This is a genomic window from Microcystis sp. BLCC-F210, from assembly GCF_042134685.1.
Lineage (GTDB): Bacteria > Cyanobacteriota > Cyanobacteriia > Cyanobacteriales > Microcystaceae > Microcystis > Microcystis aeruginosa_D.
In genome coordinates, this window is sequence record NZ_CP169647.1 from 2,073,690 (window position 1) to 2,096,796 (window position 23,107).

Below are 23,107 nucleotides of genomic sequence, written 5' to 3' on the forward strand. Positions count from 1 at the left end.
GGAAAATATATGCAAGTTTTGCTTTATTTAATAGGTACTGGTTTTGTTTTATGGCTTCTATATCTTTTTATTATTCATATAGTTATACCAACTCTAACCATAATCTCATGGTTAACTATAATTGTCATCATATTATGTGCAACAGTTACATCTATTGCTGGTATTGGTGTTGGTATTAAGAACTTTATTCAGGTTTTTTACGAAGGGCTTCAAGTAACTAAAACTAAGTCTTATCTGGATAAAGAAAAATCAATTAAATTCTTTAAAGTACAAAAAGCCAAATTAATGTATATCTATGGTGCAGCTTGGTATGTCATGCGATTTGTTAGTATGAATGTATGGCAAAGTACAAAAGACGATGCAGGAAAATGGCTAGAAATTGCGAAAAATAGATTTTCTAATGGACATTTTTCATGGTCTGGTAATATTTGGCAAAAAGTTTGGGCAATAATGGGATTTTACGGACCAGCACTCGGTTTAATGATTGGATGGTTTTTTCATTTTGTAGCAGCTTCTGTCATTGTTGCCCTATTTTTAGGAATACAATTTATTTTCTGTGTCATCGGCACAATGATTACGAGCTTTTTAATGTTGTTTTTGACCGTAGGAAACTACCTATATAGTAGCTTTTATAAAACTTACTACAGATGTCCAGAATGCCATGAACCGATGAAAATTCCCACCTACATTTGTCCAGATTGTTCAACAGAACATACTCGACTTTGGCCGAGTGTTTATGGGGTTTTTAATCATACTTGTAAAGGAGATTTACCTAATACTAATAATTCTAGAGTTTGTAGCAAATCTTTACCAACTCTTACCTATCTTGGACGAGATAAGTTATTGACAAAAGTTTGTCCTAATTGTAAACACCCCTTAGATGGGATTGGGGGAATCAACGCTCATATTCCAGTTGTCGGACTTCCTAACTCTGGTAAAAGCCATTATATGTTTATGGCAATCAAACAATTTACAGAAGAATATTCTCCTGCTCATAGTTTAGATGTCAGCATACCTAATTCTTTACACGCTCGAAAGTATGAAGACAATATTAATTCCCTAAAAAATGGTCAACGTTTACTCAAAACTTCTGCGGCGGGTGATAGTGCCAAAGGGTTAAATTTAGAAGTCAAAAAGACTAATCAAGCTGTCCCTAATCTCTTGTATTTCTACGATTTAGCAGGAGAATATATAGATACTGATGAACAAGCAGAGTTACAAAAATACTTCAAGTATGTAGATGGAGCTTTTTTTGTTATTGATCCTTTTTCGATTAACCAAGTTAGACAAAGATACCAAGACGCACTGTCAAACAATGCTGATATTCAGGATTTACCCAACCAAGACTTAGATGCCGCTTATGAAAGAATGTTATTTTTATTTGAAAAGAATAAAAATAAAAGAAAAGGAAAAAAATTTACTCAACCTGTTGCCATTATTGTTACTAAAGTGGATTGTGCCGACCTTGAACAACAAATTGGAGTTTATAAAGCTCGTGAATATATGGCGAGCCATTCTGACATAACAAATGAGCAGGATGCGATGAATATTTTAATCAAAAATTTCCTAGAAGATAATGGAGCAGGGAATCTTGTTCGTAATATAGAATTGAATTTTTCTAACGTTCGATTTTTCTCTTGTTCAAATATTGGTTTTAGAGATCAGACAATTGGCAGTAGTAATTCTTCCAATTCTTTTGATGGTGTCCGAGTTTTAGAACCAATGGTATGGCTTATGGAACAAACCAATACCTTACCCCATAAAGCCTCATTTATTTGGCAGTTTTTGCGTTCAACAACCTGGATTAATTATGGTTTACCTATGTTTATCGCAACCATTATGGCTGGTGTGCTGTTCGGTGGTTATTCTATTATTCGTTGGACTGTTAAAACGCTTCAACCCTCTAATTCTTCTCAATCTTCAGAAATTAAAAAAAGTAATCCTCAATCTCAAATAAGTGACAAAACTTTAACTGAAGAAAAACTAAAAAACATGACTTATACCTTGTATAACACAGCCTACCCATTAACTGACGGTAAATTTTTTCAACAATCACCAAATAGTGCTACGGGTCAATCAGTTGAAATCGAGCAAATATACTTCGGAGATATTAATAATGATAGCTCAGAAGATGGGGTGGTCATCTTAGCAGAAAATGGTGGTGGGAGTGGAATATTTAAGTCATTTCTTGTCATCCTTAATCAAAATAACATCCCTACACAAACATCTAATTTTTACTTAGGAGATCGGACAATAATTGAAAATGTAGAAATAAAAAATAATCAGATTAAACTGACACTTATTACTAATGGGCCTGGCGATGCAGCTTGTTGTCCCAGTCTAAAAGTCACTAAAACTTTCAAATTGCAAGGAAATGAATTATCAGAAGTTGTTCCTACCTCATATTCACCTAATAATTCCCCTGTGGCTCTTATTTCTGACCAAAACATTGCAGAACAAATATTTACTGATTCTTCTTCAACAGCAACCCTTTCACAACAAGATGCTGTCAATCTTATTAACAAATGGTTACAAGCGAAAAGAACAATGTTTGCTCCCCCTTATGACCGTCAAATTGCTCAGAAAATTACAACGGGTGAACAGTATCAAAAAACAGCTGGTTATAACGGTTCTATCGACTATTTACAGAAGAAAAATAGTCAATATAAATACGGACAGCAAACAATTGATAACGTTGAAAAATTCGTTATCAATGGTAATCAAGCTAGTATTCAAGTTAGTGTAACTGAGCAACAAACTCTCTATATCAATGATAGAGTTGACCCTCAAAATAGCAAAACAGGAAAAATAACTGTTCTTTATAACTTGAAATTAGTTGATGGGAGTTGGAAAATTGAAAGCTCTCAAGTTATCCGCTAGTTAAAATTTACTAAAACTTACCAAGGAGGTAATTCTCAAATGACTAATTCACAACAAATCACAGATGACAAAAACTCAATGCTAGACCAAAATTCTGCCTCTGATATTTTTAATTTAGAAGAGAATAAATTACCTCATGCTGAATTAGAAAAATCTCCCCTCAATCCAGAAAAACTTAAATCTATGCCCCAGAATGTGCCTAATATTGAGCAGAATATTCAAGAAGAAACCCCTAATAACTTCAACTTAATTCAGCCAATAATTGATAACATTCATCAAGCTATTGCTCAATTACAAAAAGATTTTGAAGTCAAAGTTAAATACGATGAGAGCAAAGAACGTACCATTAATGCCCTTCATAAAGAGTTGCAAGATTATCGAGAAGATATGGTATTTAAAATTTTACGACCCTTAATTATGGACATTACTAGCATTTACGATCATCTCCAATTACTGACTAAGAAATATGGTAATTTATCTGAATCTAATTCTGCCAATTCCATAGCATCCGAGTTAACAAGCTTCACTGAAGAAATTGAAGAAATAGTTAGCCGTTACGGGTTTAAATTCTATCAAAATGACAGTGAAACTTATGACCGTAGTAAACAAAAAGCACAAAAAATTATTAATACTGATGACTCTACTCTCGATAAACAAATTGTAGAGCATCTGCGGATGGGGTTACAGTATCAAGAGCGAATTGTTCGTCCAGAAACCGTTAGTGTCTATCGTTATGTATCCAATCAATAAAAACCAAAAAATTTTTTCTTACCTCATTCACTTATTTTCTTATGATTGATTCCTCCCGTCCGAATTTCTTCTTACTTCTGGAAATTGACCCGAATCAACCTTGGTCTGACTCAGTATTTCAAGAAATTTTTACTCTGAAACAAACTGAGTGGACTAAAAAAAGCAAACATCCTAAATATCGGATGGAATATAGCACCTACTTACAAATGCTTCCTGAAATTAAGGAAGTAATGGAAAATCCAAATTCAAGGCAAATTGAAGCTGATTATTTTCAGCAAAATTTTCAACTCAATAACCCTCAAGTTGAAGCAGAGCCTGATGCTAATCAACTGAATCAAAATAAACCCGTTCAAAAAAACGTCAAGGAGACCAAGAAAATGTCTAAAATTACCCCTATTTTTGGTATTGACTTAGGAACGACCTATTCCTGTATCGCTTATGTTGATGAATATGGTCGTCCTAATGTAGTTGCTAATATGGAAGGAGACCGAACCACTCCCTCAGTCGTGCAATTTAATGGTGAGGAAAGAATTGTTGGTAAGGAAGCGAAAAATAGCAGTATGCTTGAGCCAGATAATACTGTAGATATGGTTAAACGCTTCATGGGTAAAGAGGGATTTTCTTTTGAACACGAAGGAGAATCTTATCGCCCCGAAGAAATTTCTTCTTATATTCTCCGTAAATTAGTAAAAGATGCTGAACAACAAACCAGTTATCAAATCAAAGATGTGGTGATTACTTGCCCTGCTTATTTTGGTATTCGTGAACGAGAAGCGACTCAATTGGCAGGGGAAACAGCTGGTTTAAATGTGCGTAGTATTATTAATGAACCTACAGCGGCAGCTATCTGTTATGGAGTCAATGAAGAAGCAGACCAGACGGTTTTAGTTTATGACTTAGGAGGGGGAACTTTTGACATTACTGTAATCAAGATTGAGGGTGGTAATATAACTGTTATTTGTACCGAAGGAGATCATGATTTAGGTGGAAAAAATTGGGATGAAACCATTGTGACTTATTTGGCTCAACAATGGCAAGAAGAAACAGGATCTAGTGAGGATCCTTTAGAGTCCCCTGAAACTTTACAAGAATTATATGTTCGGGCTGAAGACGCCAAAAAAACCCTAACTCAAAGAGGGGAAACTTCTATTCCTGTTATGCACAATATGCAGCGAAAAAAAATTGAACTGACTCGTGAAACGTTTGATGAATTAACGGAAAGTTTATTAGAAAGAACGATTGAGTTGACTAAAATCGCTATTGCTGAAGCGAAAAAGCGAGGAGTTGAAGACTTTGACCAAATCTTAATGGTAGGAGGTTCTACTAAGATGCCTCAAGTTGCTCGTCGTATTCAAGAAGAATTGGGCAAAGAACCTAAGTTTTGCGAACCCGATGAATCCGTTGCTAAAGGTGCCGCTATCTATGGTCATAAATTAATGCTGGATCAAGAAATTCTTATCACTACATCTAAGGACCTTGGGCTCAAACCAGAAGACGTTAAACTTGAAGATGTACCAGAAGAAACTAAGCAGAAAGCTGAACAAGAAGTTGCCAAAAATAATGGTTTAACATTAGACCAAGTTCAAAAAGCAACCAAAACCAAAATTATTAATGTGACAAGTTGTAGTTTTGGCATTAAAGCACGTGTAAAAAATGAAGAAAAATTGGTTAATTTGATTAAGAAAAATGATCCTGTTCCAGCAGATGTTACTCAACGTTTTGGTACAGGATCAGCGAATCAAACAAGTGTTGAACTGTTAATTGCACAAAATTCTTCAACTGATCAATATTATGAATTACACCTGAGTACAGAAATTGGGCAAGCAGAAATAAGCCTTCCTAGTGGTTTACCTCAAGGTACTCCTATTGATGTCACTTTTAAATTAAATGAACAAGGAATGCTTGAGATGTATGCTAAAGAAATATCAACAGGTCGAGATGCTACTGTCACTATTAAAACAGAAGGGGGTGTAACCCAAGAAGAAAAAGAAGAAATTAAAGCCCGACAAACTGGTTTAGTTTTTAGCTAGTTTTCCCCGTTTAGTTAGGGAATGGAGAATCATTTATTTTCCATTCTCCTCACTTTTTATAAAGTATTCACCCTGACAACTAAAATAATAAAATCATGAACAATTTTGTTGGTATTGACCTCGGAACTACCTTTTCAGTTGTCGCTTATATTAAAGATGGCAAACCGGAAGTCATTCCTAATAACCAAGGAAAAAGAATTACTCCCTCCGTTATTGATTTAGGTAGTAATCCGCCCCTTGTTGGCGATGATGCCAAAGAAAAACAAGCATTAGGAGATGAACAAGTTTATGCCTTTTTTAAGCGAGATATGGGCAATACCCACGCCCTTTATTTAGAGAATAATCAAGAATATACCCCCATTGATCTATCTTCAATGGTTCTCTCCTATCTTAAACACTGTGCCGAAGATTTTTTAGGTCAATCTGTCACCGATGCTGTGATTACTGTTCCTGCTTATTTTAATAATATGCAGCGTGAAGCCACCATTGAAGCAGGGAAAAAAGCTGGCTTTAATATTCTTAGAATTATTAATGAACCTACCGCTGCTGCGATCGCTTATGGAGTTCGCCCTAATCAAAATAATTCAAAAATTTTGGTTTATGACCTTGGAGGTGGAACATTTGACGTTTCTCTAGTAGAAGTTACAGGAGATGAACTTCGAGTCATTGCTACAGACGGAGATCATATTTTAGGCGGAAAAGATTGGGATGATCGCATTTTACAATTTCTCGCTACCCAATTTGAAGAAGATTTTGGCGTGGAATTAATGGGAGAAGACTTTAATGAATTAATGATTTTAGCAGAAAAAACTAAAATTAGCTTGTCAACAAAACAAGCGGTTAAAGTATCGGTTAAAGGCGGAGGACATCAAGCTAGTTATGAAATTACTCGTCAACAATTTGAGCAATTAACAAAAGACTTAATCGAAAGAACACAAATGTTAGTAAATATTGTCCTTGATGAAGCTAATTTAACATGGAAAGATATTGAGGGAGCAGTCTTAGTGGGGGGTTCTACGAGAATGCCAATGGTGCGTGAATATGTAGAAGAAATGTCAGGTAAACTACCTCTAAGTGGAGTGAATCCCGATGAAGCCGTCGCATTAGGGGCAGCGATTCAAGCCGCAATAGATATAGAAGCAAAACAACAAAAAAATCCTCAATTATTTTTGTCAGGAAAAACTCAATCTACTGAAACTTTACTCTTAGGAGGAGTGAAAAAATCGAGTGATGTTATTAGTCATAGTTTAGGAATGATTGCTGTTAGTGAAAATGGAGATAAATATATTAATAGTATTATTATTTCCAAAAATCAACCGATTCCCTCCCAACAAACCCGTCCCTATCAATTTCGAGTCAAAAAAGGAGAAGAAAATAAACTAGAAGTCTTTATGACACAAGGGGAAACCTTAGATCCTATGAGTTGTGTTTATCTTGGAAATTACGTCTTTACTGACATTCCGATGGTCAAGTCGCGATTAGCAATTATTGACATCACTTATTCCTATAATTTGAGTGGTGTTGTTGAAGTTTCTGCGGTTGAAAGGAGTACCCAAAAACCCTTGACTTTAACCATTGAACCAGTCCCTTTAGATGTTCCCGATGATCGATTTACCAAATCTCCTCAAGAAACAATTGTGCGAGAACATTTGAATATTTACATGGCGTTTGACCTTTCTGGTAGTATGGATGGTAGGCCTCTAAATGAAGCAATTGAAGCGGCAAAAAGTTTTGTTACTCAATGTGATTTAACTACAACATCTATTGGAATTATTGAATTTTCTGATAAAACTTTAACAACTGTTAATAGTTCTCAAAATATCAGAAAAATTAATCATGGTATTCAAAATTTATCCATAGGACGCACAGGTTATGGCAATTCTGCTCATCCTTTTGATGAAATATGTCGGATTTTACGAAAGGCTAAAGATTTAAAATATGGTATTATTTTGACCGACGGAGTTTGGGCAAATCAGCAACAAGCTATTAAAGCAGCTAAACTTTGTCATAAAATGGAGATAGAAATTATTGCCATTGGATTTGGTGGTGCTGATCAAGAATTTTTAAGACAAATTTCTTCACGAGATGATCTAAGTTTCTTTACGGATTTAAACCAATTGACTGAAACCTTTAGTACCATTGCTCAAGAATTAACGGAAAGTGGTGGACAAATTCGTTTAGAAACAACAACTAAACCGCAAGAAACCGAGCCGATCAATCCTGAACCAAATCAAAAATCAAATAATTGGCTGAAATTCTGGTAAATAAAATTAAATATTGTCAGCGATTTTAGCGAATTTTAGTAGATTCAAACTTTGTTTATTGTCAATTCAATTAAAGAGGAAACTATGGTTTTCAAACGAGATGCAGACTATTATGAAAAACAAGCTCAAAAATATGAAAAGCAAGCTAATGAATGCTTCAAAAAAGCTGAAGCTTATGATAAGAAAGCTCAACAACATGGTCAAATGACACCAGAATCCGTTAAATATACTTCTAAGTATCGAAAAGCCATGGAGGAAGGAACTGATAAAGAAAATAAAGCTAATCAAGCAAGAAGAAAAGCTGAAGAAATTCGTGGAAAAGAAAATGAGCGTTCTTCTGGGCGTGGTAAATAATCTAATCGGGAGTTTTATTACTTATACGATCATTATTTTCTTGGTAAACCTTTGAATTTTCTTAACCACCATCATGAGCCTTATTAGTTTATTTCTTAATCTCACTGTTCAACTAATCACAATTACTCTAAAAATTACTTTCCAAATTTTAGCAGCAATTATTCAGTTACCTTTTATGTTATTTAATGGATTATTCTCAGGATCTTCAGGATTTTCTGCCCCCAATCTACAAGGCTTCAAAAAAAGAGGTAAATCATTAGGATTTGGAGCGCAACCCGAAGATCAAGGCAATGCTCACTGGGCAACAGATAAGGAAATTAAAGATGCTCATTTATATAGTCCAGTGGGATTAATTTTGGGTAAATCTTTATCCAATAATCAAGAATTTATTCGCTGGAATCCTGAAGGACATTTAATTACAATTGCTGGAACTGGTTCGGGTAAAGGGATCAGTACCGTTGTGCCGAATCTTCTTACCTATCCTGGGCCGATTGTGGTTACAGATCCCAAAGGAGAAAACTATGAAATTACTGCCAGAGCGCGAAAAGATATAGGACATAAAGTTTATTGTCTTGACCCTTTTAATGTATGTCCTAATGCCTCTAAAGCCCAATTTAACCCCTTAGATTTAATCGATACCTCTAACCCTAATTTTGCCGATGAAGCCAAAATCTTAGCTGATTTATTAGTTTTACGCACAGGAGAAGAAAAAGACCCTCACTGGGATGACAAAGCCAGAGCTATTTTATCTGGAATTATTATGTTTGTTGCTTTCTTTTCTCCTAAAGGAAAACGTAATCTAGGAGAAGTCAGAAATATTGTTATGGCTTCTTCAGATAAGTGGGAAACGATTATAGAAACAATGGAATCAGCCACCGAAGCAGATGGATTAATTGCACGAACAGCAGTGATGATCGAAAGAATGGCGGATGAAGAACGCATGAGTGTTTTCTCTGCTATGGAAAAACATACTGAGTTTCTTGATTCTCGTCCTGTTGTCACTTCCTTAGCCAAAAGCAGTTTTAATATTTGGGATTTAAAAAATGGAAAAATTTCAATTTACTTTGTTCTACCTGCGGCTGAAATAGCCATGTATTCACGTTTATTAAGGGTTTGGATTGGCTCTTGTATTAGAGCAATGGTTAAAAAGCCCGGTAAACCCACTTATCCCACCTTATTTATGCTTGATGAAGCCGCCAATTTAGGTAAAATGGACTTAATTTCTCAAGGGGTTACTTACCTTAGAGGTTATGGCGTTACCTTATGGATTATTCTGCAAAACTTATCTCAACTTGAAGAACTTTATAACAAAGGTTGGGAAACTTTTCTGGGCAATACAGTTATTCAGCAATATTTTGGCATACAAGATATTAAAACCTCAGAATATGTCTCTAAAAAAGCTGGAAAAACCACGATTAGAGTATTAAGTACCAATGAAGGAAGAAACACAGGTGCTTCTAATAATCCTATTGGTTTTTCTATATCTAATTCCAGAGGGCGTTCTTCAGCATTAACTGTTTCTGAAACCCCACGTCCTTTAATTATGCCCGATGAAGTTACTCGTTTAAGTCCCGATGAAGCGATTATCTTTATGCGTGGAAAGCCCCCAATTCCTGTTCAGAAAGTTCCTTATTTTCTAGATCCCTTTTTTGCTGGAATGTATGACGATAATCCTTATCATCAATCTATGTAAGTTTTTTTCCATTAACACAACCCAAAACCATTAGGAGAATATTATGTTTAACTCAAAAGGCTTTTTAAATAACCAATCGTCCCACAATCAAAACTTATTTCCTGTTAATGTTTTTATTTCAAAAAATCTATCTGATAATGAAATTATTGATGCTTGTATTCAGCTATTCTCTCTATCTGAAAAAGATATTTGTGTTACCCAAGATATAACAATAGAGATGCCAGACTATATACAACTTCTTTGCGAAAAAGAATCAATACAAGGAGATTTTAAAATTTTACTCTCACTTTATCCTCAAAATGATTTAATCGAACAATCTATCGGAAAAATTGGGGATGAAATAGCAATCGCTAAAAAGTTTGCTGATTATTTTCATTGTCAATGTATGGTAGCTGATAACTCTCCTTTTGAAGACTATGAAGAAGACCTATATTTCTTGGTTAAAGATACTTCAAATAACGTTCAAAAAATTTATATTAATTTAGACCAAATCGATGACAATATCTATACTATTCAAAATTAATATAATACTAATTGGAGGATAACTATGAGTTCTGAAAAAGACAAAGAATTTTTAGTAGGACGCGGCGGAAAAGCCAAGTTAAGTAATTTAAAAGATGAACCTAAATCAAAACATTATGACACCGCGTCTTATCGGGATCTAAAAAATGCAGGCGAAACGAATACTGTTGGCAATAAAGAGATGATTAAGGACGACATTAGAAGAATTAAAAATGGGGAAGCAACAAGAAGCACAACCAAAGTTAAAGGACAGGAAACAAGCCGATTTACTTTAGATAATGGTCGCACTTATCGAGCAGGAGCAAAAGATACAAATGGAGAGGTAACACTGTTTCCAGAAAAAGGACCCAGACTAACTCAACTGAATAAAAAAGAATCTCGTGCGCTTGGAGTCCTTAATGATCATGGAATTGAGGGAAATAAAGCAAAAGATACCATGAGAAATCTAAAGGTTAGTCCTGAGGAGTCTAATAAAGCGATAAAAGTATGGCAAAAGGCTAAAGGGAAAAATGTAAGTTCTCAAGAGATAGATACTTGGAAACGTCAATATGCAAGCGAATATAAGAAGAAAAATTCACCAACTTTGACCCAGAGTAAAAGTCTTTCTCAAAGAAAACGATGATAGTTTTATCAGGAATTGAAAGTTATTTTATTTAATAGCCAAACTATTCTTATCTTCAAATCAAAATTATGAAAATGTTAAACTACTTAAAACTCCAAACTATTTTTTCAGAGAGAGCCTTTTTAGCAATTGTCGCCGAAACCTATGAAAGCTCTAAAACAGAAACAGGTGGAATTTTTTTGGGAATAAAAACAGTTAATATATGGTACATTCTCGAAACATTAGATCCAGGCATACATCCTATTTTTCAACCAGGTTATTTTGAGTATGATACTGAGTATATTAATCATTTATCTAAGAAAATAGGAAGATATTATCAGGAACCTATAGAACTTCTTGGACTTTGGCATAGACATCCTAGTAGTTTTGATTGTTTTTCACAAACTGATGATATAACAAATAAAAAATATGCTTCTCAAAATTCTGATGGAGCTATTTCTGCCATAGTTAATCTTGACCCTGATTTCCGATTAACGATGTACCATGTTTTAATTGAACCCGATTCCTTATCACGCCCTCAATATACTAAAATTCCTATAGAAGTAGGCGACCACCTCATCCCAGAAAAATTTTTAACCCTCAAATCCTTCCCAGATTCCTTAGAAAATATTAATCAACATTGAAAATATAGCTATAATGAGAAAAATTATCTTCATAGATTATGCCAAGACTAAATACAAGTGATACAGTTAAAGAACAACTTTCTCTTTTGTTAAGAAGATTATTAACGTATGTAAACGGTGAATTAGTAGATCAAGCTTATTGGTCAGATAAAATAATCTATAACTGGTTGAAATATGATAAACCTCACCCAAAACTAATTGTCAAAACAGAATTAAAGGTTTTGGTAGATTTTTGCAACGCTGGTACTAAAAAAACATCAGTTATTTCCCTCACTACAATTCAGATGAGAAATGTTCTTGATGTTTTAAAAGATTGGGGAATTCTTACAGATAATCGCACGAATCCTCAAGGATCACGACAAAGGCACTTCACCCTCAACCTTTGGAGTTCATTTACAGAAGAAAATTTGTGGAAATTTGAGGAAGAATGGGATAAGCGTAAATCTCCTAATCTTCAAAACTCATCAGTTAAAACAGAAATAAATTATGATAATTTCGGATTAATTCCTGATATTTCTCAGATTTATGGTAGAGAAAAAGAACTAGAATTATTAAAACAAAAGTTTTTTCAAAATAGTCCCCCGTGTAAAATTATCGGAATTTTCGGAATAGCAGGAATCGGAAAAACATCTCTTGTCTGTAAACTGATTGAGCAAATTCAAGAGGAATTTCCCCGTGTTATCTATTGGTCTTTTTTGAATCCCCCTTTACCCCTAGAATTTCTTGAAAATACCAGTAATATTATTTCACAGAATATTAGTTTTAAGACAGAAGATAAATTTAAAATAAAACTGATAAAATTTATCAAGATACTAGCTAAATCTCGTTGTTTATTATTTTTAGATAATATTGATGCGATTATTGAGCATGAAAACTATCGAGAATATAGCGAAATTTTACAAGCAATTGGTCAGTCAAAGCACAATAGCTGTTTAATTATAACCAGTCGAAAAATTCCTCAAGAACTTGAATCGTTAGTGGGAAATAAAACTTCAACTTATTTCCGAGAGTTACAAGGACTTGACTATCAAACTGGACGGCAAATTTTGGGAGATATTGACACCTTTCATGGTTCAGAGGATGAATGGCAATTTTTAATTCAACAAGTCTGTCACGGCAATCCTTTATTCATCAAATCTATCGCTCATCATATTCAACGAGTTCATCATAATAATCTCTCGGATTTTCTTTTAAAAGGTAATCTTCTGATAGAAAAAATCGAGTCTATTTTAAATTCTTACTTTCAGCAACTATCTAATTTAGAAAAAGCGATTATTTTTGAGTTAGCGATTAATCGAAATCCAGTTTCTTTGTCGGAACTAGAACATAATATTATCATTGAACCGGACGGTAAAAGTATCCAAGAAGGGATCAGATCATTATCTAGCAAAATTCTGTTAGATAAAAAAGATGACTACTTTACCATACATCCTCTACTGATTGAATATTTCACTCAAAAAATTATTACCATAGCAACCGAAGAAATCAAAACTGAAAAATTCCAATTATTAAGAAGTAATTCCTTGACTAAAACTACTGTTCCTGATTATCTAAGAAAGATTCAAATTAATGTTATTTTACACCCAATAATCAATAACTTAATTCATAATTTTCAAGAAAATAATCTAGAAAGCAAACTAATTGATTGTTTAAAGACATTAAAACATCAACCTTCTGGACAAATTGGGGGGATTGCTGGCAATATTATTAACTTACTTAATATACTGAAAAATGGTCACTTAATCGGCTACGATTTTTCTCATATCTCCATTCGACAAGTCGATTTCTCAAACATTAGACTCAACCAAGTAGATTTTTCCTATTCACAGTTTTTTGACTGTATTTTCCCTCAAACTTGCGGTAGTATTTTATCAATTTCTTGCAGTCAGTTTAATCGCTCTTTTCCAAGAGAAGAGCTTTTAGCAACTGGTGACAGTCATGGGATGATTTACCTCTGGAAAGTCAAACAAGACGGAAAATTAGAATTAAGCAAAAGTTTTCCTGCTCACGGAAGTTGGGTGTGGTCAGTAGCCTTAAATTCCGAGGGACAGTTACTAGCAAGTGGGGGACAAGACGGAATTATTAAAATTTGGTCTATTACAACAGATCTATCTATAAATTGTCATTCTTTGCCCCACCCTTCTCAAAAACATCATGCTCCTATTAGAGCCGTTACTTTTAGTGCTGATAGTAAGTTTTTAGCCACAGGAAGTGAGGACAAAACTATTAAAATATGGTCAGTTGAAACAGGAGAATGTCTCCACACCCTTGAAGGACATCAAGAACGAGTAGGTGGTGTTACTTTTAGTCCAAATGGTCAACTTTTAGCCAGTGGCAGCGCTGATAAAACCATCAAAATATGGTCAGTTGACACGGGAGAATGTCTCCATACTCTTACAGGACACCAAGATTGGGTTTGGCAAGTTGCCTTTAGTTCCGATGGTCAACTTCTAGCCAGTGGAAGTGGGGATAAAACCATTAAAATATGGTCTATTATAGAAGGAAAATATCAAAATATTGATACTTTAACAGGACACGAAAGCTGGATTTGGTCAATTGCTTTTAGTCCGGACGGTCAATATATAGCCAGTGGAAGTGAAGATTTTACACTGCGGTTATGGTCAGTAAAAACAAGAGAATGTCTTCAATGTTTTAGGGGATATGGCAATCGATTATCATCGATTACTTTCAGTACCGATAGTCAATATATCTTGAGTGGTTCTATAGATCGATCGATCCGATTATGGTCTATCAAAAACCATAAATGTCTTCAACAGATTAATGGTCATACTGACTGGATCTGTTCAGTAGCTTTTAGTCCCGATGGAAAAACATTGATAAGTGGAAGTGGAGATCAAACGATTAGATTATGGTCAGTGGAAAGTGGCAAAGTAATTAAAATTTTACAAGAAAAAGATTATTGGGTTTTATTGCATCAAGTCGCAGTTAGTGCGAATGGTCAACTGATTGCTAGTACCAGTCACGATAACACCATTAAACTTTGGGATATTAGGACAGATGAAAAGTACACTTTTTCCCCAGAACATCAAAAGCGCGTATGGGCGATCGCTTTTAGTCCTAATAGTCAAATGCTGGTAAGTGGTAGTGGAGATAATTCTGTTAAGCTTTGGTCGGTTCCGAGAGGATTTTGTCTCAAGACTTTTGAGGAACATCAGGCCTGGGTATTATCAGTAAATTTTAGTCTTGATGGAAAATTAATAGCAACTGGTAGTGAAGATCGAACTATTAAACTCTGGTCTATTGAAGGTGATATGACTCAATCTTTGCGGATTTTTAAAGGTCATCAAGGAAGAATTTGGTCTGTTGTCTTTAGCTCTGATGGTCAGCGATTAGCCAGTTCAAGTGATGATCAAACGGTCAAAGTTTGGCAAGTCAAAGATGGTAGATTAATTAATAGTTTTGAAGGTCATAAGTCTTGGGTATGGTCAGTAGCTTTTAGTCCCGATGGGAAGTTACTAGCAAGTGGAGGGGATGACGCAACGATCCGAATTTGGGATGTTGAAACAGGTGAACTTCATCAACTCCTGCGTGAACATACTAAAAGTGTCAGGTCAGTCTGTTTTAGTCCCAACGGTAACACATTGGCCAGCGCAGGTGAAGACGAGACGATTAAACTTTGGAACCTAAAAACAGGAGAGTGTCAGAACACTTTACGCTCTCCTAGACTTTATGAACAAACAAATATTAAGGGAGTAGAAGGGTTGAATTATGAAACGAGCAACACCATGAAAATTTTAGGAGCTTTTCTGTCACGTTGAAGAGAGGATAGAAGTTAGTCAAGGGAGAACGTAGGTTGGGTTGAAGCATGAAACCCAACGCCCGCATGGGTTACGCTACCGCTAACCCATCCTACAAATAATTGTGCCTCCCTACTTAGAAGTTAGCCAAGGGAGTCTCAATGAGAGGTAATCCCGATCTGAAAATCCCTAAAACCCCACACCCCACTTCATAATTCATAATTCATAATTCATAATTCATCATTCATAATTCCCATGTAGTCTTAACGGGTTACTCCATCCACCACCGGACGGACATCGCTACCCTCAAAATAGCCGGGGTTGCCTGTCCAATTGAAATCCGACACGCGGATGTTGAGTATTCCCAACTGCAGCACCGGGTTATAGCGCAAAATTAAACTATAGGTGCGACGACTCCATTCGAGAAAATATTCTGTACTGATTTCCTTCGCTTGATCGATACTGTAAACACTCTGGAAACCCACGCGAATCGGACCATATACCTGTTGAGTTATACCATAGGACATGGTTTGTTGATCAACAAAGCGATCGAAGAAAAAGGGTGATTGTCCGTTAACCAAACCCTGACTAAAACTGATATTAAACCCGGTATAGTCGAAAAAATCGCGGGAAAAACGCCCAAACTGCCCTAATAATCCCACGGTTCCCGTGACGGAATTTTGCGTCTCTCCGTTAGTGTAATAACTGGTGACACCGGTGACACCAGTGACAAGAGCAATATAGGGTTGAACGGGAAGAGGAGAAAATCTTAAACCTTGGTCGGGAGTTGGTGGTAAAGTAAGGGCAGACCAGAGTAAAAAACTGCGATTGAGGGAGACAGCACCCTGAAAACGGCTTAAATTAGTCACATTATCCGTTGCATTGGCCGCTAAGAGATCACTGCGATCGGTGGGTGCGTTAACATTCTGAACAGAAGCTTGATAACTGAGTCTAATATCCGTATTGGGGACAACAATCACCGGTGAGGTCAAAATTGCCCCAAAACTGCTATTAACCGTCTGAAACCCCAAAGAACCGTTAAAGAGACGCTCGCGATAATTGTACTCCACATTGAGCAGATAGGGATCCTGCAACTGTCCGATCGTCTGTTGAAAGCGAATCTTAGAACGAACAATATTTTCGATCTGTTCCAAATCTAAATTAGAAAAAGAAGCTGTTGCCTGAAAAAACGAGCGCTCACCAAAATTAGTGGCAAAATTGCCCAATAAACCAAAAGCTTTCGGACTAAGGGGCGAAACTTCGCCACCTCCGGGGTTAGCTGAGGGAAAAGCATCGGGATTAAGGACTTTTTGAATTAAATATTGCGGTGTCAACTCAAAAAGAGTCTTCGGTGTCTCCACTAAAGTTAGGGGACTTTCTACGAAAAATCCGCCCCGATCCTCCCCATCATAGCCTGGGGCAATTAAAAAAGGACGACGACGACGGCGATCGAACGTAAGACTATTAATAAAAGTGGGTGCCACTACCCGTTGATCGAAAACCAACTGGGAATTACTCATCCGCAACTCATCGGTAAAGGGGCCGGTACTGCGAAAAGTGGCGGAATTAGCCCGAACTTCCAACTCAGGGGGGGAAAAAGGGTCATTAGTCAAACGCACATTAGTGGCATTCCACACCTTACCATCAAAATTCAAGCGTTCGGCCTGAAAACGGACACGATTAATCGTTCCCCCCGACGGACTACTAATATTCTGTCGATCGCGCCGACTGGGATCCTGTCCCCCGACGACAAATTGAAAACCCTCTCCCGTAGTGATTCTCTGCAAGGGTTGATTTAATGCCAAACGATCGGTTAGGGTTCCAAAAGAACTACCGGCCCCCACATCCGTGGGCAGCGTTTGCCCTAAATCCCTAGCGGTGCTGGGTTGAAAAATCTCCCCATTAGCATTAAATACCACACCGCTATCCTGGACGAAATAATACTCAAAGCGATCGCCGCGCAGGATTTGATCTCCCCGGGTTAGGATCACCTGGCCCTCCGCTACCGCTAACTTTTCGGGAAGATTAATCTGTAAGCGATCGGCCGTTAGTACACTTTGGGCAAAACGTAGGGTGACATTACCTCTAGCGGTGATAATCTGCCGATTTTGGTCAAATTCCTGCTCATCAGCCACTAATTCTAGGGGTCTTTCCCCTTCTGGATTAGCGGTCTGAGCTAGGCTGTTATTGAGGGAAATCCAGTATTCTTGGCTGGTTTTTTCGCCTTTTTTCCTCACTAATAGCCGAGTCGAGCCATTTTTCTGGTTAAGAGCTTTTTGATTTAATCCTGAAACTATCTCGGTTTCGGGATTAATGGTGACACCAGCGGCTGCAGGAGGTGGAGAATTCTGGACAGAAAGGGGTTTTCCTAAAGCTGCCGCATCACCCCCACTGCTAGGTAAAGGTTCCAGGGGAATACCCTGATCGGGAACCAAGGGTTTTACCTCGACGGTTTCCGGGGGTGGAGTGACGGTGAGGGGAATAGAAACGCTCTCTTCTGAAGGCTTTTTTGCCTCTAGAGGTGCTGGGGTGACAGGGAGGGGAACTACAGACGTGGGACTATTTTCAGCAACTTGGCGTTCCTCCGTTTCCGGTTCAGCTACAGTGTTAATTAGGGCAGGTGGTTCAACAGCTAAGAGAAAAAAAGACATGACTGCACGAGTCGGCGATCGAAATAGAGGACGAGCCAACCTCAATGATACTACCACGATCATTATTTCTAGGGAGACAGGGAAAGTCCGATAACTTGTTCCCTGTGTCTCTACCCTAGAACCAGTTTGATAATTGTCTTCTACTCAAAGTCTTTGCGTCCAGGGTTACGGGTAGGATCGCCAGAAAGGAAGCCAAAGATAAAAAGTAAGACAAAGAAGGAAACAACGATATAAACGGCGATTTTTAGGGTTAACATTACTAAGACGTTCTCCTTAGACTAGATTAATGCAATAACAGGGTTAGCATACCTTGACCTACTTTACCCTATTTCAGTGATCCCTGAACAGAGAAAAGTGATCAGTCTTCAGTTATCAGCCTACTGTTTACTGTTTACTGATCACTGAAAATACGAGTAAATAGCCTATTTTTAGCCAATTTATGAATAATCTCGGTAAATTATATGTGGTGGGAACGCCGATCGGTAATTTAGACGATCTGACTTTCCGATCCCTGGCAACTCTCAAAAAAGTCTCTCTAATTGCCGCCGAAGATACCAGACACACCGGCAAATTATTACAGCATTTTGATATTTCAACCCCTCAAATTAGTTACCATGAACATAATCGCCTTTCCCGTCTCGATGAGTTATTAAATATTCTCAGCCAAGGTCAGGATATCGCCTTGGTTACTGATGCGGGAATGCCGGGGATTTCTGACCCGGGTTATGAGTTAATTAAAGCTTGTATAGAAGCTAATATCGAAGTGGTTCCCATCCCCGGAGTAACGGCGGTAATTACTGCTTTAGCGGTGTCGGGATTACCCACGGAAAGATTCTGTTTTGAAGGATTTCTTCCGGGTAAGGCAAAGCTGAGACAAGAGCGCTTAGAGAGTTTAAAAACCGAAACAAGAACGATGGTTTTTTATGAAGCTCCTCACAAACTTATTAAGACTTTAGAGGATTTGCTGGCAACTTTCGGATCAACAAGAAAGATAGTTTTAGGTCGGGAATTAACCAAGCTTTACGAAGAAATTTGGCGAGGAACTATCGCCGAGGCGATTAATTTATATCGGGAGAATAAAACTCCTAAAGGGGAATTTACGCTCGTAGTTATGGGCAACGAGCAGGCCGATAATATCCAATTATCCGACGAGGAATTAAAACGGGAATTAAAACAAATTATAGAACGGGGAGTTAGTCGATCGCAAGCCAGCAGACAATTAGCACAAGTTACTAATTTATCCCGCAGTCGTTTATACAAATTAGCCCTAGAAATTTGATGATTATCAATTTTTATTCCCACCGCTAACCCTGAATTACTTCGCTGATTGAAGTAACAAAATTCCCCCAGCAGTTAATCCTAAAATATTGGGCAACCAAGCGGCCATCAAGGGGGTTAAAACTCCGCCAATACCTAGAGAACTGGTGACAAAAGATAGGAGATAATAGGAGAAAATTAGGACAATACAAATACCAAAACTGGTGGCTTTATTAGAATTTTGGGGACGCAATCCCAAGGCTGCCCCAATCATGCCAAAAACCAAACAAACAAAGGGCAAAGATATTTTCTGCTCGATTTGAACCTGTAGTTTTCTAGTTTTGGTAGGATTGCCGCTTAATTGCAGTATTTCTAAGTATTCCCGCGCTTGTCTGAGGGTCATTTCTGAACCATCTCGGCCTCGAAAAGCTAAATCTAAAGGAGTACGCGGTAGGGCTAATTGTTGATGTTGAAAGCGGACAATATTACGATAGGAACCATTAGGATCAATTAGATAAATTGTGCCGTTATAAAAATCCCAGATATTTTTTTCAATATTCCAAGAAGCTGTTTCTGAGGTAATAATTTGATTAACTTCTGGTTGGGTGCGATCGAGAATGGTTAAACCTAACATTTCTTGACCGTTAAATCTTTCGGCATAAAATAACCTTCTTAATACCGTTTGCGCTTCCCCTCCATCTGGTGGCCGCACTTTGCCGTATTCAGGATAAATAATATTATCTTCAATAAAAGACTTGCGATTTGGTCGCAGAGCTTTCGTCATGGTAGCATTAGCTTCATAACTGGCAGCTGGAGCGACATAATCATTAAAAATGTAGGTTAATCCTGTCACTATTAAACTTAGCACAATGGCGGGAATTATTAGGCGATAAACACTAATTCCAATACTTTTAAAAGCAATTAATTCGCTATCACTGGCTAAACGACTGTAGGCCATTAAAGCTGCTAAAAGTATCGACATGGGAAAGGCTAAAACAATAAACTCTGGCATTTTTAATAAGAGAATTTTTAGGGCCAAAGTAAAAGGTAAACCCGACTCAGTAATCCGTCGCACTAAATCAAATAAAGTCCCGATCGCCACTCCCAAAGAAGTGAATAAACCCATACCAAATAGAAAGGGTAATAATAACTCGACAAAAATATAGCGGTCTAAGATGGTAAATCCGGGTATTCTACTTAAATTTCCTTGCCAATTGCTAACTTTCATGATATAATACAGCGATTTTTATTAATAACAATTATCTTAAGAAATTATCACCCAAATAATACTGACGCACCAGAGGATTATTATACAGTTCTTCGCCACTTCCCGCCGCTAAAATCTGCCCTTCGCGCATAATATAAGCCCGATTAGTGATAGCCAAAGTTTCTCGCACATTGTGATCGGTAATTAAAATTCCCATCTGACGATCCCTTAAACCAGCGATCATCGCTTGAATCTCAGATACAGCGATCGGATCCACCCCAGCGAAGGGTTCATCTAATAATAAAAATCTAGGTCCGTTGACTCCCACCGCTAAAGCGCGAGCTAATTCCGTCCTTCTTCTTTCTCCTCCAGAAACGTAAGCGCCTTTAGTGCCAACAATCTTATCGAGGCGAAATTCTTTTAATAAATCATAGAGACGATTTGCCCGTTGGGAAAAGGGAACTCCCGACTGTTCTAGGGCTAACTGAATATTTTCTGATACAGTTAAATAACGAAAAATACTGGCCTGCTGTGTCAGATAGCCAATACCCAGACGCGCCCTCTGATTAAGGGGTAATTTAGTAATTTCTTTTTGATCGAGCCAAACGCGCCCCAGATTCGGTTTAATTAATCCCGTGGCGATATAAAAAGTTGTGGTTTTCCCCGCACCATTTGGTCCTAATAACCCTACAATTTCCCCCGGGGCAACCGTAATACTCACTCGGTTAACCACGAGCCTTTTACCGTAGGATTTATGGATATTTTCTAATACTAAAGTCATCTTTATCCGGTGTTGGGGTGTGGGGTGTAGGGTGTGGGGTGTGGGGAAGTGGGGTGTGGGGAAGTGGGGGGGTGGGGTGTAGGGTGTAGGGTGTGGGGTGTGGGGTGTGGGGTGTGGGGAGAATACTGCCTTTTGTCTTTTGCCTCCTGTCTCCTGTCTCCTGTCTCCTGTCTCCTGAATCCTGACTATCACTGCGGGTTAATAATTGGGGCAGCCGGGAGGGAAGGGGAAGGTATGGGTGCGGGTGTCGGGGAGGCTGCCGGTTGGGGGGAAGTTTCGTTATCTTTGACTAAATAAATTGACTCCACCTGCTGACTGGTTTGGGGAGTAGCGATAAATCTACCCTCATCGACTAGATAAGTCATCGTTTCGGCGCGGATACTGTTGCCTTCCTGCAAAACATAAACGTTACCCGTCATCACTAAACGACGTTCGCGGCTAAAATACTGAGCTTGGGCAGAAGTGGCCTGCATTTTGCGGGCAGGATAGAACACTTGTACGTTACCCCTCGCAGTAATTACCCCCGTTTTTGAGTTTGCCTCCTGAATATCCGATCGCACTGTCATGGCATTACCTGGTACGATGTTCTGCTGTGCCTTGACCAAGGGAGAAGTACCTAATCCCATGACTAAGCTAGTAGAAACGAGGGAAACTAGCCATCCTCTGATTTTTGTGTATCTTGCTTTCATAGAAATTTCGCCTATAAATAGAGTGTTTTATCCCCCCTTTTATCCCCCCTTTTATTCCCCCTTTTATCCCTCCTTGATAAGGGAGGTACTGACAATTTTTAACACCCACCTACTTAGAGGTAATTGTATTGACTAACTAATCTAGCTTTTTAGAGGACGGGATGACTTTTGAGGATTTTTGGCAGAGAACAGATAGATCGATCGAGGTGGGGATGAGGATGTTCCTGATTGCTTTTCATCGCTTCTAGCACTACCGGTAAAGCTTGGGGATCGAGATTCTGTAAAAAGTTTAATAGATCCAAACTCTCCCCCACCAAGTGCGTCACGTTGATCCCCTCGTAATCGGGTTGATAGTGTTGTAAACGTCTCACCCCTTCTCCCAAAAGAATTACCGCCCCGCGCCAGTTATTATTTTCTAGATGGTAACAAGCGACAGCAATCTGCAAAATGCCTTGATAAAAGGTTTTTTCAGGCTCTGCGGACTCCATCCACAAAGCCTCTAGGGTATCATGACAAGCATAGAATTGCTGGCGATTAAATTCGTCGATTCCTTGCCCAAAAGCGCTGGCTGTCATTACCCTAAACTAATGCCCCTTCATAGATTTGCGGACTTCTTGGATATAGTCGAGGGAAATTACCTGTTCTTCCCCAGCAAAGTCGTTATCGGGGGTAATAAACAGCATACAGTGACATTCTTTCCGTTCCCGCATCGGCACACAGGGACAATTCCAGAAAGTATTTTTTACCTCCGCTTCTTTGTCTTCGTAGTGACGACAGGGACATAAAGGAGAGCCTAATTCGTCCTTATGACGCGCTAAACCCTCAATTACCACCGCTGTTACCGAGAGATCGCTACAGAAGTAAGTATTTGTACGTCTAGCGTACTGTTCGGCAAAATTCTTCATCGCCTCAAGACTCTTATCCGTGTCCGTGATCTGGCTCATAGTTATCTAATCCCCTTAGCTTTCTACAAAAAAACTTTTTACTATCCTATCTCGATCCGCCTCCCCTTGGCCGAGAGGAATT

General features: G+C 37.9%; 18 protein-coding genes and 1 pseudogene. 11 read left to right on the forward strand and 8 right to left on the reverse strand.

Going from position 1 to position 23,107, the window contains the following annotated elements:
• Positions 1 to 9 precede the first annotated feature (9 nt).
• The 9 genes and pseudogenes from ACE3JL_RS09985 to ACE3JL_RS10025 all read left to right on the forward strand — a co-directional run.
• On the forward strand, positions 10 to 2,880 hold the full coding sequence (locus ACE3JL_RS09985) for an IMS domain-containing protein (RefSeq protein ID WP_375329387.1): 2,871 nt from the start codon (positions 10 to 12) through the stop codon (positions 2,878 to 2,880).
• Positions 2,881 to 2,919: 39 nt separating this feature from the next.
• Positions 2,920 to 3,630: a nucleotide exchange factor GrpE gene (gene grpE / locus ACE3JL_RS09990; protein ID WP_375329388.1), complete on the forward strand. Its 711-nt coding sequence runs from the start codon at positions 2,920 to 2,922 to the stop codon at positions 3,628 to 3,630.
• A 41-nt stretch (positions 3,631 to 3,671) separates the two neighbouring features.
• Positions 3,672 to 5,660 carry an Hsp70 family protein gene (locus tag ACE3JL_RS09995; RefSeq protein WP_375329389.1) on the forward strand — a complete coding sequence of 663 codons (1,989 nt, stop codon included), beginning with the start codon at positions 3,672 to 3,674 and terminating at the stop codon, positions 5,658 to 5,660.
• A gap of 95 nt (positions 5,661 to 5,755) precedes the next feature.
• The gene (locus ACE3JL_RS10000; protein ID WP_375329390.1) at positions 5,756 to 7,924 is read left to right on the forward strand and encodes an Hsp70 family protein; all 2,169 of its coding nucleotides are present in this window, start codon (positions 5,756 to 5,758) and stop codon (positions 7,922 to 7,924) included.
• Between the two features lie 84 nt (positions 7,925 to 8,008).
• Entirely contained in the window at positions 8,009 to 8,278 is a 270-nt protein-coding gene (locus ACE3JL_RS10005; protein WP_271955302.1) for a hypothetical protein, read from the forward strand.
• Positions 8,279 to 8,351: 73 nt separating this feature from the next.
• Positions 8,352 to 9,971, forward strand: coding sequence for a type IV secretory system conjugative DNA transfer family protein (locus tag ACE3JL_RS10010; protein WP_271991064.1), 1,620 nt, complete (start codon positions 8,352 to 8,354; stop codon positions 9,969 to 9,971).
• 43 nt (positions 9,972 to 10,014) lie between these two features.
• Positions 10,015 to 10,494 carry a hypothetical protein gene (locus ACE3JL_RS10015; RefSeq protein ID WP_375329391.1) on the forward strand — a complete coding sequence of 160 codons (480 nt, stop codon included), beginning with the start codon at positions 10,015 to 10,017 and terminating at the stop codon, positions 10,492 to 10,494.
• A 24-nt stretch (positions 10,495 to 10,518) separates the two neighbouring features.
• Positions 10,519 to 11,115: a hypothetical protein gene (locus tag ACE3JL_RS10020; RefSeq protein ID WP_375329392.1), complete on the forward strand. Its 597-nt coding sequence runs from the start codon at positions 10,519 to 10,521 to the stop codon at positions 11,113 to 11,115.
• Positions 11,116 to 11,189: 74 nt separating this feature from the next.
• Positions 11,190 to 11,516, forward strand: a pseudogene (locus ACE3JL_RS10025) (Mov34/MPN/PAD-1 family protein); the annotation flags it as partial.
• Between the two features lie 46 nt (positions 11,517 to 11,562).
• Here the strand turns inward: ACE3JL_RS10025 and ACE3JL_RS10030 are convergent.
• A complete protein-coding gene (locus tag ACE3JL_RS10030) occupies positions 11,563 to 11,628 on the reverse strand; it encodes a tetracycline resistance efflux system leader peptide (RefSeq protein WP_375329603.1) in 66 nt (21 codons plus the stop codon).
• Positions 11,629 to 11,776: 148 nt separating this feature from the next.
• On the opposite strand from ACE3JL_RS10030, the gene ACE3JL_RS10035 reads away from it, so the two are divergent.
• The gene (locus ACE3JL_RS10035) at positions 11,777 to 15,517 is read left to right on the forward strand and encodes an NB-ARC domain-containing protein (RefSeq protein WP_375329393.1); all 3,741 of its coding nucleotides are present in this window, start codon (positions 11,777 to 11,779) and stop codon (positions 15,515 to 15,517) included.
• Between the two features lie 242 nt (positions 15,518 to 15,759).
• Here ACE3JL_RS10035 and ACE3JL_RS10040 read toward each other — a convergent pair whose 3' ends face one another.
• Both ACE3JL_RS10040 and ACE3JL_RS10045 read right to left on the reverse strand, forming a co-directional pair.
• Positions 15,760 to 18,147, reverse strand: a complete 2,388-nt coding sequence (locus ACE3JL_RS10040) for a DUF3769 domain-containing protein (RefSeq protein ID WP_375329394.1) — start codon at positions 18,145 to 18,147, stop codon at positions 15,760 to 15,762.
• Between the two features lie 140 nt (positions 18,148 to 18,287).
• Positions 18,288 to 18,404 (reverse strand): photosystem II reaction center protein I, encoded by a 117-nt coding sequence (locus tag ACE3JL_RS10045; protein ID WP_002732356.1) that lies wholly within the window; start codon positions 18,402 to 18,404, stop codon positions 18,288 to 18,290.
• Between the two features lie 182 nt (positions 18,405 to 18,586).
• On the opposite strand from ACE3JL_RS10045, the gene rsmI reads away from it, so the two are divergent.
• Entirely contained in the window at positions 18,587 to 19,426 is an 840-nt protein-coding gene (rsmI, locus tag ACE3JL_RS10050; RefSeq protein ID WP_375329395.1) for a 16S rRNA (cytidine(1402)-2'-O)-methyltransferase, read from the forward strand.
• Between the two features lie 36 nt (positions 19,427 to 19,462).
• Here rsmI and ACE3JL_RS10055 read toward each other — a convergent pair whose 3' ends face one another.
• From ACE3JL_RS10055 to ACE3JL_RS10075, 5 genes are all read right to left on the reverse strand, one after another.
• Positions 19,463 to 20,632: an LptF/LptG family permease gene (locus ACE3JL_RS10055; RefSeq protein ID WP_375329396.1), complete on the reverse strand. Its 1,170-nt coding sequence runs from the start codon at positions 20,630 to 20,632 to the stop codon at positions 19,463 to 19,465.
• Between the two features lie 31 nt (positions 20,633 to 20,663).
• A complete protein-coding gene (gene lptB, locus ACE3JL_RS10060) occupies positions 20,664 to 21,392 on the reverse strand; it encodes an LPS export ABC transporter ATP-binding protein (protein WP_271955319.1) in 729 nt (242 codons plus the stop codon).
• Between the two features lie 188 nt (positions 21,393 to 21,580).
• On the reverse strand, positions 21,581 to 22,081 hold the full coding sequence (locus ACE3JL_RS10065; protein WP_271991044.1) for an LptA/OstA family protein: 501 nt from the start codon (positions 22,079 to 22,081) through the stop codon (positions 21,581 to 21,583).
• A 149-nt stretch (positions 22,082 to 22,230) separates the two neighbouring features.
• Positions 22,231 to 22,656, reverse strand: a complete 426-nt coding sequence (locus tag ACE3JL_RS10070) for a DUF309 domain-containing protein (protein ID WP_271991041.1) — start codon at positions 22,654 to 22,656, stop codon at positions 22,231 to 22,233.
• A 9-nt stretch (positions 22,657 to 22,665) separates the two neighbouring features.
• Complete coding sequence (locus ACE3JL_RS10075; protein WP_271991037.1) at positions 22,666 to 23,025, reverse strand: ferredoxin-thioredoxin reductase catalytic domain-containing protein; 360 nt, start codon at positions 23,023 to 23,025, stop codon at positions 22,666 to 22,668.
• Positions 23,026 to 23,107: the final 82 nt, after the last annotated feature.